Source organism: Kitasatospora sp. NPDC056800 (genome assembly GCF_042789775.1).
GTDB lineage: Bacteria > Actinomycetota > Actinomycetes > Streptomycetales > Streptomycetaceae > Kitasatospora.
In genome coordinates this window covers 20,056-31,752 of sequence record NZ_JBHUAL010000034.1, presented here as the reverse complement: position 1 = coordinate 31,752, position 11,697 = coordinate 20,056, and the positions used below count along the sequence as shown (strand labels likewise).

Sequence of the window (11,697 nt, the reverse complement as noted above, 5' to 3'; positions counted from 1 at the left end):
CCCCCTATTCCCCGGCGAGCTTCTTCTGGACGAATTCATCGATCGCGTTGAGCGATACGAGGACGTTCATGAGGATCTCGTCGCCGTCGAGGGCCAGCGAGAACTCGGACTCCAGGAAGCGCATCATCCTGACGTAGCCGAAGGAGTCGATGACCCCGGCCTTGAACAGGTCGGTGTCCGGGGTGGTCTCATCGTCGAACTCGAAGAGGAAGCGCTCCTCCAGGTACGTCCGGATCGTGTCCGTCGTCGATTCCATCGTTCAGGCTCCAGACGTGATTTTGTCGACCATGCGGGTGAGGGAGGTGCCCCCGATCTCGGTGAACTCCACGTCGTCGTCCCGGTCGAGGAGACTTCGTACGCAGTCGGTCCAGCGCACCGGGGCGACGAGCTGTTCGGCCAGCAGCCGGGCGGTCTCCTCCGGCCGGTGCGGCCGGGCGGTGACATTGGAGACGACCGGGGTGCGGGGTGCGGCGAATGCGAAGCCGGTGAGGAATTCCGCGAAGCGCACGCGGGCGGGCTCCATGTAGCGGGAGTGGAAGGGCGCGCTCACCCTGAGGCGGGCGACCCGGATCCCGTTCTCCTCCAGGCATTCGACCGCGGCGGCCAGCACCGGGGGAGTGGCCGCGATGACGAGTTGTGACGGGGTGTTCAGGCCGGCGATGTCGACGCCGTCGACCCCGTGGTCGGCGAGGAGCTCCAGCAGCCGTTCCTCGGGGGTGTCCAGGACGGCGGCCATGCCCCCGTCGGAAGCCGCGGCCATGAGCTCGCCGCGCTTGGCGACCAGCCGGAGCCCGGTCTCGAAGTCGAATACCCCGGCGGCCAGCAGGGCGTTGTACTCGCCGAGGCTGTGCCCCAGGTAGACGTCCGCCGGGCGGTCCTCCCGGTGGGTGCGCTCGAAACCGTGCAGGGCGTTGACGACGAAGATCGCCGGCTGGGTGTACTCGGTCCGGCCGAGCAGGCCGTCCGGGTCCTTGGTGCACAGGGTGGCGAGGTCGTACCCCAGCAGGTCGGAGGCGAATCCGACCAGTCCTGGGTAGCGTTCGAGGACCTCGGCGCCCATTCCCTTGTGCTGGCTGCCCTGGCCGGCGAAGAGCATGGCGAACACGGCATTCCTCCGACGGGTGTCGCGGGGATGAGGGGGTGTGGCGAGAAGGGGGCGCGCGCCCGGTCTCACAGACGGCAGGTCGGGACGACCGACCTGAGCACGTTCAGGACCGCGCGGCCGCGCCGGTCGAGGGCGAGGCCGGGGGCGGCGGCCACGCCGAGCGACGCGGTCGGCGCGTCCCCGGCGAGTTCGACCGAGCGGATCCGGCCGCCGTCCAGCGTCGTGGCCCGGTGGGCGCGCTGGTGGACGAGGGCGAACCCGCACCCGGCGGCCACCAGGCCGCGGACGGTCTCCGGCCCGGTGGCGGTGACCACCGGTGGCAGCGGGACGCCGACGTCGGCGAAGAACTTCTCGAAGTGGAGCAGCAGCGGCGGGTCGTCGAGGGCGACGAACGGCCGCTCGGCGAGCTCGGCCAGGCGGACGGGGTCGGCCCGGCCGCACGGGTCGTCGTCCGCGACGAGCGCCCGCATGGGCAGCTCGGCCAGCGGGACGAACCGGGAGCCGCCGCTCAGGAAGTCGTAGGTGACGGCCAGTTCGCACTGCCCGTCCCGGAGCAGGGCCAGCAGCCGGTCGGCCGGTTCCTCCCGGGTGGTCAGCCGCAGGCCCGCGTGGCGTTCCGCGGTGATCCGGTGGGTCTGGGGGAGCAGGAACGGGGCGACCGGGGTGAGGAACCCGACGCCGAGCCGGCCTTCGATGCCGCCGGCCAGCGCGTCCCCCTGCTCCTGGAGGCTCCTGGCCTGTCCCAGCAGCGCGCGGGCGCCGAGGAGCAGGTCCCGCCCGTTCGGGGTGAGGGTGACCCCGCGGGCGTGGTGGCGCAGCAGCAGCTGCACGCCGAGTTGGCGTTCCAGCCGCATGATGGCCGAGGAGACGGTCGATTGCGAGGCTCTGAGCTTCTCGGCCGCTTCCGAGATGTTTCCGAGTTCGGCCGATTCCACGAAATAGCGCAACTGCGTGAGGCTGAAGTCCAGGCGGTCGGTCATTCTTCACGTCCGGAGTGATTTCTCGGTCGGTCGGATCGTGTGGGCGCCGTTCGCGCGCGTTCCGGCCGCTTCAGGTCCGGTGCGCGTTCCGGGGCGATCGTCTGGGCGTACGCGGCGCGGTTCCGGCGCCGGGACAGTGGAACCGTGGCAGGCGGTACCGGTCGTACGTGTGCGATGGCGACATGGCGGGGCTCTTCTCTGGCTTCGGGAGCGAGGAGAACACTGTCGAGCGGGTATCGCGAAACACTGTGTGTCATGCGCGTGTCAAGAAAGTAAAAAGCGCAGGCCGGAGGGTCGTGGCCAGGAGTGTGCAGGAAGGTTCAAGGGTGCACACGGAACGAAGCGCTTCGCTCACCTTAGGCGACAGGTTGACCGTGGAACAAGGTCGCCCTGGGGCCGGGATGTGAGGAACTCGCGGGCGTATCCGGTGGGCCGGATTCCGCGGGCCGGACCGTACGGGGGCGTCCGAGGCCGGACCGTCCGGGACCGTCCGGGGTCGGATCGTCCCGGGGTGTCCCGGGCGGAAACGGCGAGCGGCCCGCCCGGTGTCCTGGAGGACACCGGACGGGCCGCGTACGCACCCGAGCAACCCCTGCGCGTCAGTGCACCAGCACCGGCACGTCGTTCTCGGCCGCCGAGCCCGCGTCCGAGCCCGTCGAGGCACCCGGCCGGCCGGCGTTGATGAAGGTGAAGGCGACCACGCCGGCCGCCACCAGGATCCCGAAGGACACCCAGATCGCGGTCGAGAAGCCGTGCACCATGCCCTGGAACTGCAGCACCTTGGCGGCCTCCGGCGAGGCGGCGGCCGCGGCGGTGGCGTGCGAGGCCAGCCAGCCGGTGGTCGCGCTGGCCGCGATGGTGTTCAGCAGCGCGGTGCCGATGGCGCCGCCGACCTGCTGCGAGGTGTTGACCATCGCCGAGGCCACACCCGCGTCGCGCGGCTGGACGCCGTGCGTGGCGAGGCTCATGGCCGGCATGAACGCGGTGCCCATGCCGAGGCCCATCAGGACCAGGCCCGGCAGGATCAGCGCCGGGTAGGAGGTGTCCAGGCTGATGTGGGTCAGCAGGAACATGCCGGCCGAGGCGACCAGGAAGCCGGGCGCCATCAGGTAGCGGGCCGGGACCCGGGTCATCAGCCGGGCGCCGATCTGGGTCGAGCCGGTGATCATGCCCGCCACCATCGGCAGGAAGGCCACGCCGGTCAGCACCGGGCTGTAGCCGAGCACGATCTGCAGGTAGTAGGTCAGGAAGAGGAACAGGCCGAACATGCCGATCACGGCCATGCCCAGCGACAGGTACACCCCGCCGCGGTTGCGGTCGAGCACCACGCGCAGCGGCAGCAGCGGGGCCTTGACCCGGAGCTCCACCAGCACGAAGGCGGCCAGCAGCACGGCGGCCGCGACGAACAGGCCGATGGTGGTGCCGGACGACCAGCCGTCCGACTCGGCGCGGGTGAAGCCGTAGACCAGCGAGACCAGGCCGGTGGTCACCAGCAGAACGCCGGGGACGTCCAGCCGGTTGCGGTTGCGGCCCTCGGCGGGCTCGCGGATCACCATCACGGCGCCGACGGCGGCCACGATGGCGAACGGGATGTTGACGAAGAAGGTCCAGCGCCAGTTCATGTACTCGGTGAGCAGGCCGCCGAGGATCAGACCGATGGCGCCACCGCCACCGGCGATCGCACCGTAGATGCCGAAGGCCTTGGCGCGCTCCTTGGCCTCGGTGAAGGTCACCGCGAGCAGCGACAGCGCGGCCGGCGCGAGCAGCGCGCCGAACACGCCCTGGAGTGCGCGGGCGCCCAGCAGCATCGCGGTGTTGGCCGCGGCACCGCCGAGCGCGGAGGCCAGGGCGAAGCCGGTCAGGCCGACGATGAAGGTCCGCTTGCGGCCCCAGAGGTCCGCGATCCGGCCGCCGAACAGCAGCAGCCCGCCGAAGGCCAGCGCGTAGGCGGTGATCACCCACTGGCGGTTGCCGTCGGAGATGCCCAGGTCCCGCTGTGCGGACGGCAGGGCGATGTTCACGATGGTCGCGTCGAGGACGACCATCAGCTGGGCGAGGCCGATGAATATCAGCGCCTTCCAGCGCCGGGGATCGGGCAGCGTCGCCGGTCGGGCGGCGTCGGTTCGAGACATGGGGGTACTCACTTCACGGTGCGTGTGGTGTGCGTGAACGGTCGGGTGCCGTGCGGCGGGCACGGCGGGTCGCCGCACCGGGAGGGTGCGGTGGCAGGGCGCGCCGGGGCACGGCGGCGCGCGCCCGGACGGCTGGTACTGGTCGGGCCCCTACTGGCAGGGGGTCGGTACTGGTGGGTCGGTCAGTTCTGGGGCTGGAAGTCCTCGAAGGTCGCGGCCCGGCCGGGCAGCACCGAAGGAGCCGGTGCGCGCAGGCCGTCCAGGAAGATCTGCAGGTGCCGGTGGACGAAGTCGTCGAGCAGTCGGCAGGCGGTGTTCGGCAGTGGCCGGGTCAGCTGGCTCATCGCGATGAACAGGTCACCGTGGTCGACGTCCGACCGCAGCTCGCCCGCGGCCCGGGCGCGCTCCATCAGCCCGCCCACGGCGGCCTGCAGGCGCTCCCGGATCTCGGTCAACTCCGGGTCGTACAGGTCGACATGGTTGCTGAACAGGGTGCACAGACCGCCGACCTTCTCCCCGACGGACGCGTGCGCGAACCGCTGGAGGGCGTCGAACGGCCCACTGCCGTCAGGGGCGTCCGCCTCCGCCGTCGCCGTCTCGGCGAGGGCCAGGATGCGGTTCTTGACGAGCACCGCCACCTCGCGGATCAGCGCCACCCGGTCCGGGAAGTTCCGGTACAGCGTGGCATTGCCGACCCCCGCCCGCTTCGCGATCTCGTCCAGCGGCGCGTCCGCACCGTACTCGACGAACGCCTCCCGGGCCGCCAGCACGATCCGCTCCCGGTTCCGGCTCGCGTCCGCACGCAACTTCGGCGTACGTGCGCTCCCCGCGGGACGGACCGACTCGGCGGTGGTGGTCACGACGACTGCTCCTCATCAGGATACCGGGGAAAATCTCCCCGCTTCTTCCAACGTACTCGGAAACGGGGAATCCGTCCCCGGAATTTCCCCTCGCCATGTGACCTGCATCACATGGCGAGGGGGTTGGCGGGCTCGGCTATCGTCAAGCCAGGACGGCCCGTAACCACTCGCCGGGGACCTCGTTGACCCGGAGGGTGTCCAGGCGAAGGAGGAAGGCCCGTGACTGCGATCTCCGAGCGCCCGCAGATGCTGCCCGAGCAGTTCGAGGAGTTCGCCCGGCATCTGGGCCGAACCGTCGAAGGCATCCGGCTGGAGTTCATCAACGGGAAGTTGGGGATCAAGCCCGTGCCAGACGGCGACCACGGCCGCATCGTCCAGTGGCTCCTTCGGATCTGCATCCAGGCTCGGCCGGAGCTCTTCCTTCATGACCAAGGGTTGAGGCTTGAGGGCTACCGGGACGGGCGCGCCCGTCCCGACGGCACACTCGCGGATGCCGACGCCTTCGTGGGGTACGGAGACTGGGCGCCGACCAGCGAGGTCCTGATGGTTGCGGAGGTCACTTCCTACGACTCCGACACCGACCGTCGCGACCGGGTCGAGAAGCCCCGCGCCTATGCCGAGGCCGGCATCCCCGTCTACCTGCTGATCGACCGGGACTCCGCGGAGATCATCGTCCACAGTCAGCCCGACGGCGTCCGCTACGAGACTGTCCACACCCTGCCGTTCGGCAAGGCCGTCCGCCTCCCCGACCCGGTGGGCATCTCCCTGGACACCGAGCCCCTCAAGAACTGGGTGCGCTGATCCCGGGCATGGCTTCCCCGGGGCGGTGAGGGTGGCGCCCTAGGCTGTGGGCGTCCCGGGCGGCCGGTGGGCCGTGGGAGTCGGGAGGGGCCCGGCGGCCGGGTGGGCGGAGGAGGTTCGCGATGGGCAGCGGTGAGACGGTCGCCCGGGTGCGCTGTGTGGCGGCCGTGCCGTGCTGGGTGAGCCTGATGGCCCCGGATCTGGAGGACGCGAAGACGTTCTACGGCCCGCTGCTCGGCTGGGAGTTCGAGCCCGGGCCGGACCGCTTCGGCCCGTACGTGCACGCGGTGACCGGCGGGGAGGCGGTGGCCGGGCTGGGCGTCGCCGGTGTCGGGGCGGTTCCGCTCGCGTGGACCAGTTACTTCGGGACGGAGAGCGCCGACGCCGCCGCCGACGCGGTGCGGGAGCGCGGTGCGACTCTGGCGGTCGGCCCGCTGGCCTTCGACGCCGGACGGGTGGCCTTCGCGGCGGACCCGGCGGGCGCGGTGTTCGGCATCTGGGAGGGCCCGCTGGGCCGGGCCCGGAAGCTGGACCTGCCCGGGGCGCCGGTCTGGATCGAGCTGCGCACCCCGGACCCGTTCGCGGCGGCGCTGTTCTACGGTGAGGTGTTCCGCTGGGACGGCCGCGACCCGGAGCGCTTCGACGTCCGCTGGGAGCACGACCGGGTGGTGCTGCGCGCCGAGGGGCACAGTGTCGCGGCGCTGGCCAAGGAGCAGGCCGGCGGCCCGGCCGGGATGCCGCCGCACTGGGAGGTGTCCTTCGCCGTCCCGGACACGGACCGGGCGGTGGCCCGGGCCGCGGAGCTGGGCGGCGGGGCGCTCGGGCCGGCCTTCGACTCCCCGTACGGGCGGGTGGCCCGGCTTCGGGACCGCGAGGGCGCCCGGTTCGCGGTGATCAGCCCGAAGCATTGATCCGGCCCGGAGGAATGATCCGGCCTGAAGGAATGAGCGGGCCCGGAGGCCCGGGCCGGCGGGAGCGCTGATCAGTTCGGGGCGTCCAGTTCGGCCCGCTCCGCCCGCAGCCGGTCGCCCAGCGCGGTGCGGGCGGCCGCGGGCAGGGCCTTGCGGGCGGCCGGGAACAGCTGCTCCTCCTCCCCGCGCAGGTGCCGCCGCAGGGTTTCGGCGAGGCCGCGCAGCAGGGTGTCGAAGGCCGGTTCGGCCGGTCCGAGCCCCTGGAGGTCGGCGAGGTACTGCCCGATCGCCAGGTGGTCGTGGATGCTGCGGAAGACCAGGGCCCCGCCGTCGGGCACGTCGTGCTGGACCACCGGGAAGAGGTGTTCCTCCTCGGCGGCGCAGTGGGTGAAGAGGAGGTCGGTCAGCCGGGCCACCAGCTCGCCGCGTCCGGGGTCGCCGGCCGGTGCGGCCTCGATCCGGTCGAGCAGTTCGCTGACCGCCCGGTGGTCGGCGGTGAACTCGCCGAGGATGTCAGGCCTGCGGCTCATGGCCCGCCCGCCTCTCGCACGGAAGACTTCCCCCGCTGTCTTCCAGTATCCGGCGCCGGGCCGCCCGGCCGGAGGCACGCGCCGCTCACCCCCCCCGTCGAGCCCGCTCACCCTCCGTGGGTCCCGCTCACCCCCCGTCCCGCCGCCCGGTGAGGGCGAGCAGCCGGGTCTGCGGGTCGGCGTCCTCGGGCACCGGCAGCGGCGGGCCGAAGAGCCCGCTGCCGGAGAGGTCCCCGTACCCGGCGAACTCGCCGAGCGCGAACCCGACGAGCCCGTCGGGGAGCCGGGTGTGCCGTCCGATGCCCTCGGCGAGGTCCCAGGAGTGGATCACCAGGTCGGTGGTGAGCTGGTCCAGGTAGTACTGCCCCGAGGTGTCCCCGAAGGAGAGGTGGACGGTCAGCTCGGTGGCGCCGGGGACGGCCCAGGCCTCCCGGGCGGCCGCGGCGGCGTCGGTCCAGGCGGTGACCGGGTCGTCGCCGAGCACGTCGCCGTCGAAGCGCTCGCCGACCTCGCCGACGGTGGCGCCCATCAGCAGCTCGGGCACCCAGAGCTGTTCGCCGGTGAGGTGGTTGACGAGGTCGCGGACGGACCAGTCGCTGCACGGGGTGGGGGAGTCCCACTGTTCGGGAGTGATCAGTCGGACGCGCTCGCCGAAGGCGTCCAGCGCCTCGGGGTACGGGGTGCCGGTCCGGGTCTCCCGTCGGTGCTGTCTGTGGTGGGCCATGTCTCCACCCTCTCCGGCCGGGGCGGGGCCCGCGAGTCGCCGACGGCCCGTCAGTTGTTCAAATTCGAACTTCGGGGTACGGTCGGTGAAGCGGCGGTTCAAATTTGAACAATGGCGCCGGGTGACGATCCCTGCCTGCCGCACCACCACAACCCTTGACCGTGTCCGGCCGCGCCGGACGACGACCGAACCCCGATCGATGGAGACGCGCATGCCGAGCAGCAGCCCGAGCACGACCGCCGCCACCACCACCGTCAGCCCGACCCGGGACACCGCCGGGTCCGCGACGACCTCCCCGCACGCCTATGACGCCGGACTCCTGCTCCTGCGCCTGGCCCTCGGCCTGACCATGGCCGCGCACGGCAGCCAGAAGCTGTTCGGCTGGTTCGGCGGCGGCGGGATCGACGGCACCGGTCAGTTCTTCACCATGAGCGGCTACCCGGCCGGCAACGCCATGGCCGTGGTGGCCGGCCTCACCGAGACGCTGGGCGGACTCGCCCTCGCCGTCGGCCTGCTGACCCCGCTGGCGGGCGCCGCGATCGTCGGCACGATGGTCAACGCGATAGCCGTCACCTGGGGCGGCGGCTTCTTCGCCCCGAAGGGCAGCGAGTACGAGCTGCTGCTGACCGCCGGTGCCGCCGCGCTCGCCCTGACCGGCCCCGGCCGCTACGCCGTGGACCGCTTCCTGCCGGTGCTGCGGGCGCACCGCCTGGCGTACGGCGCGGCCGCCGTCGTGGTCGGCCTGGTGACGGCGGGCGTGATCCTGCTGCTCCGCAAGTAGCCGGAATCCGGCGGTAGTCGGTTCCACCGATCCGCGGGCCCGAAGGGCATGGTGACGACGACGTCGCCATGCCCTTCCGCTTTTCCGGATGGGTAGGGCTTGGGTAAAGGCCTTCACAATGATGTGTGATGTGTGCAATATTACATGGCACATCCCCACTGTTTCCACGACGGACCCGCCCCACGGGTCCCGTCGCGGACGGTCCTCGCTCCCCCGTAGGCCGCGCCCCAAATCGCGGCCGATGACGGCCCGGAGGCCCCCACGTGAATGGCCAACGCTTACTGCGAGTCCCGCGGTTGGCACGACTGTTGACGCTCGTCCTGTCCCTGTTCCTGGCGGTCGGCCTGTTCGCCCCGCTCAGCCAGGCCGCCCCCGCCGGCCCCACCCCCGGCGGAACCACCCCCGGCGGTACCCCCGCCGGTACGCCCGCCGGCACGGCGCCCGCCCACCTGGCGCCGCCGCCCGCGATCGGCGAGAGCCGCGCCGACACCACCCCGGCGAAGCCGGACGGCCGCAAGCGCCTCAGCCCCGAGGACCTGGTGCCCCAGTCGCCGACGGCCCCGCTCACCGGCCTGCCGACGGCCGGGCAGCCGCAGGCCAAGGCCTTCGGCCTGGACGCGGCCGCCGCCCGGCCCTGCAACGTCGGCGACTTCACCAGCCGGACCGGCAGCGCGCTGGTCCAGCAGATCAAGTCCGTCGACCTCCAGTGCGTCAACTCGCTGTTCAAGATCGGCCGCGGCGACGCCGCCAACGCCTTCCGCGAGTCGCAGATGGTCACCGTGGCGAACGCGGTGCGCGACGCCGCCAACGGCTACCAGGGCAACGACAGCGGCTCGATCGCGGAGCTGATGCTCTACCTGCAGGCCGGCTACTTCACGCAGTTCTACAACCCCGACGTGGTGGGCCCCTACGGCAGCGGCCTGAAGGACGCCTCCCGCGCCGCGCTGGACGCGTTCTTCGCCAACCCCCGTTCGCGGGACGTCACCGCGGACAACGCGAGCCCGCTGGCCCGGGCGGCCACGCTGATCGACAGCATCAAGGACAGCGCCCGCTACCTGCCCGTCGTCAAGCGCCTGCTGTCCGACTACGACAGCGCCACCTGGAACCCGAACGGCATGGTCTACGCGGTGACCCCGGCGCTCACCGCGCTGTTCGCCGGCCACTGGGAGGCCGACTTCCTCCCCGCCGTCAAGGCCGACCCGAGCGTGCTGGACGCCCTGTTCACCTTCATCTCCCGCAACCAGGGCCTGCACGGCGGCACCTACGGGCGGACGGTCTACGAGGCGACCAACGAGCTGACCCGCTTCATGCAGTACCCGGACCTGATGCCCCGGCTGCGCCCCTACGCGCGGGCCCTGGCCCAGCAGTCCGCCCCGACCGGCCCCACGATGTACCAGCGCGGCTCGGTGACGCTCGCGGTGAACTGGTGGGACAAGGGCAACTGCTCGTACTACGGCACCTGTGACGACCCGGCGAAGTTCAAGGCCGCCAACCTGACGGTGAAGCACAGCTGCAGCCCGAGCATCGTCATCCTGGCCCAGGCGCTGGACGCCACCCAGCTGAACACCGCCTGCACCAGCCTGAACGGCCAGGACGCGTTCTTCCACGCGGTGGCCAAGGACAGCGGCCCGGTGAAGGACGACAACAACAAGACGATCGAGGTCGTGGCCTTCCACTCCTCGCTCGACTACCAGGTGCTCGCCGCGGTCATCTACGACATCAACACCAACAACGGCGGCATGTACCTGGAGGGCGACCCGGCGGCGGTCGGCAACCAGCCGCGCTTCCTCTGCTACGAGGCCGAGTGGGCCCGCCCGTCCTTCGAGATCTGGAACCTCAACCACGAGTACACCCACTACCTCGACGGCCGGTTCAACGTGTACGGCGACTACGACGCCGGCCAGGTCCAGCCGATCGACTGGTGGGTCGAGGGCTTCGCGGAGTACGTCTCCTACTCGTACCGCAAGGTCGTCAACGACGGTGCCATCGCGGTCGCTTCGCAGCACGCCTACCGGCTGAGCGAGCTGTTCGACACCGTCTACGCCACCAGCAGCCAGGACCGGGTCTACCGCTGGGGCTACCTGGCCGTGCGCTACATGCTGGAGCAGCACCGCTCGGACCTGGACGCGGTCCTCGCCAAGTACCGCGCCGGTGACTGGAACGGCGCCCGCGCCATCCTGAAGACCACCATCGGCACCCGCTACGACGCCGACTTCGACAGCTGGCTGACCAAGTGCGCCGCCGGCGCCTGCGCCACCGACACGCCGGGCCAGCCGCAGCTGCCGGAGTGCGCGGGCAACGACGTCCGGCTGCTGGCGGCCGACTGCGTGCGCGGCAACGTCGCGGCGACCACGGGCAACTACGCGCACTTCTACCTCCTGGTGCCGGCCGGCACCAAGCAGATCAAGGTCACCAGCAAGGGCGGCACCGGCAACGGCGACCTCTACTACAACCCGACGAGCTGGGCCTACACCAACGCGTACGTCACGCGCTCGGCGGGTCCGGACAACGCGGAGACGCTGACCGTCACCAACCCGCCGGTCGGTGGCTACGTCTTCTTCAGCCTCTACGCCCAGCAGGGCTTCAGCGGGGTGAGTGTCACGAGCGAGATGTGAGCCGACCCCGGCTGAACCCAGACAGGTGACCGCCCCGGGCGGAGCGCTACGGCGCCCCGTCCGGGGCGGGTCTGTTGACGGACCGTCACCACGATCCCTCCGTGAATTCCCCGCAAACTGCGCACAACGCCCCGGGTTCCCAAGGCCATGTGAGATGTGCCATGGTACATGTCACACCCCCCACCGTGCCCGACGGAACCGCTCCCCACGCGGCGCCGTCACCAACGGTCCTCGACACCCCCCACCGGCCGCGCCCCA

The 11,697-nt window shown here is 71.5% G+C and carries 11 protein-coding genes; 4 read left to right on the top strand and 7 right to left on the bottom strand.

Annotation, left to right across the window (positions count from 1 at the left end; all coding sequences use genetic code 11):
* Positions 1-4: 4 nt before the first annotated feature.
* The 5 genes from ACFRQN_RS10905 to ACFRQN_RS10885 all read right to left on the bottom strand — a co-directional run bounded on the left by ACFRQN_RS10905 (position 5) and on the right by ACFRQN_RS10885 (position 5,077).
* On the bottom strand, positions 5-256 hold the full coding sequence (locus ACFRQN_RS10905) for an acyl carrier protein (protein ID WP_049651481.1): 252 nt from the start codon (positions 254-256) through the stop codon (positions 5-7).
* 3 nt (positions 257-259) lie between these two features.
* On the bottom strand, positions 260-1,096 hold the full coding sequence (locus tag ACFRQN_RS10900; protein ID WP_380739798.1) for an ACP S-malonyltransferase: 837 nt from the start codon (positions 1,094-1,096) through the stop codon (positions 260-262).
* 74 nt (positions 1,097-1,170) lie between these two features.
* Positions 1,171-2,085 carry a LysR family transcriptional regulator gene (locus ACFRQN_RS10895; protein ID WP_049651483.1) on the bottom strand — a complete coding sequence of 305 codons (915 nt, stop codon included), beginning with the start codon at positions 2,083-2,085 and terminating at the stop codon, positions 1,171-1,173.
* Positions 2,086-2,684: 599 nt separating this feature from the next.
* Entirely contained in the window at positions 2,685-4,217 is a 1,533-nt protein-coding gene (locus tag ACFRQN_RS10890; protein WP_049651484.1) for an MFS transporter, read from the bottom strand.
* Positions 4,218-4,399: 182 nt separating this feature from the next.
* Complete coding sequence (locus ACFRQN_RS10885) at positions 4,400-5,077, bottom strand: TetR/AcrR family transcriptional regulator (protein WP_049651485.1); 678 nt, start codon at positions 5,075-5,077, stop codon at positions 4,400-4,402.
* 219 nt (positions 5,078-5,296) lie between these two features.
* On the opposite strand from ACFRQN_RS10885, the gene ACFRQN_RS10880 reads away from it, so the two are divergent.
* Both ACFRQN_RS10880 and ACFRQN_RS10875 read left to right on the top strand, forming a co-directional pair.
* Complete coding sequence (locus ACFRQN_RS10880) at positions 5,297-5,878, top strand: Uma2 family endonuclease (RefSeq protein ID WP_380739792.1); 582 nt, start codon at positions 5,297-5,299, stop codon at positions 5,876-5,878.
* 122 nt (positions 5,879-6,000) lie between these two features.
* Positions 6,001-6,789, top strand: coding sequence for a VOC family protein (locus ACFRQN_RS10875; protein ID WP_049651487.1), 789 nt, complete (start codon positions 6,001-6,003; stop codon positions 6,787-6,789).
* 71 nt (positions 6,790-6,860) lie between these two features.
* Here ACFRQN_RS10875 and ACFRQN_RS10870 read toward each other — a convergent pair whose 3' ends face one another.
* Positions 6,861-7,319, bottom strand: coding sequence for a hemerythrin domain-containing protein (locus ACFRQN_RS10870; RefSeq protein WP_380739790.1), 459 nt, complete (start codon positions 7,317-7,319; stop codon positions 6,861-6,863).
* Between the two features lie 127 nt (positions 7,320-7,446).
* A complete protein-coding gene (locus ACFRQN_RS10865; RefSeq protein WP_380739788.1) occupies positions 7,447-8,043 on the bottom strand; it encodes a TIGR03086 family metal-binding protein in 597 nt (198 codons plus the stop codon).
* A gap of 211 nt (positions 8,044-8,254) precedes the next feature.
* Between ACFRQN_RS10865 and ACFRQN_RS10860 the strand changes: the two genes are divergently transcribed.
* Together ACFRQN_RS10860 and ACFRQN_RS10855 are read left to right on the top strand one after the other, a co-directional pair.
* On the top strand, positions 8,255-8,824 hold the full coding sequence (locus ACFRQN_RS10860) for a DoxX family protein (RefSeq protein ID WP_049651490.1): 570 nt from the start codon (positions 8,255-8,257) through the stop codon (positions 8,822-8,824).
* Positions 8,825-9,120: 296 nt separating this feature from the next.
* On the top strand, positions 9,121-11,439 hold the full coding sequence (locus tag ACFRQN_RS10855) for a M9 family metallopeptidase (RefSeq protein WP_380739786.1): 2,319 nt from the start codon (positions 9,121-9,123) through the stop codon (positions 11,437-11,439).
* The last annotated feature ends 258 nt before the right edge of the window (positions 11,440-11,697 follow it).